Origin of the sequence: Bartonella sp. CE47NXGY, assembly GCF_042195415.1 — a bacterium.
In the GTDB taxonomy this organism is placed as follows: Bacteria; Pseudomonadota; Alphaproteobacteria; order Rhizobiales; family Rhizobiaceae; genus Bartonella.
Window position 1 is genome coordinate 1 of record NZ_JBHIOI010000285.1, and the last position, 559, is coordinate 559.

Below are 559 nucleotides of genomic sequence, written 5' to 3' on the forward strand. Positions count from 1 at the left end.
TGGGCATCAAGCACACCTCCCCCTTGTATGGCATTGGAATAGGCATTCCCATAACCCTGTAAGAAGTTATTTGAGGCGCCCAATTGATTTTGATTGGCTTGGTCTATCATGGCATTGGCTTGCATCATGCGATCCGCATCACGATTATACTGGTCTGCTGTAGCACTTGTGGACAAAGCACCAAGTTCATTTGCTAATACACCTGCATGTGCACCGGACCCATAACGACCCGCACCTGCAAAAGAGCTGTTAATCGTATCTCTTACACGGTCTAAGCTATTTTGAAGGGCGGCATTAAAAGACGGATTCTGTCCAACCATATCACCAGAAGCCACTCTTCCAAGATTGCTTGCTGTCAACGTTGGATTGTAAATCGTATTCATCAAAGAGCGATTTTGATAATGCTGTGGAATACTTCCAAGACCACCAATTCCATAGCGCGTTTGATCACTTAACGGCGCTACACGAGGACCGCCATAAACATTCCCACCCGCCCCTGTATCATACAGATTATACGCATCCGCACCACCTCGCTTAAAGACATTCTGCATCCAAGCAG

Annotated in this window: 1 protein-coding gene; it reads right to left on the reverse strand. The window is 46.7% G+C overall.

Annotated features, from left to right (window positions below; all coding sequences use genetic code 11):
• On the reverse strand, positions 1-559 hold a 559-nt coding region (locus ACFIL3_RS11130), incomplete at both ends, for a hypothetical protein (RefSeq protein WP_375682309.1).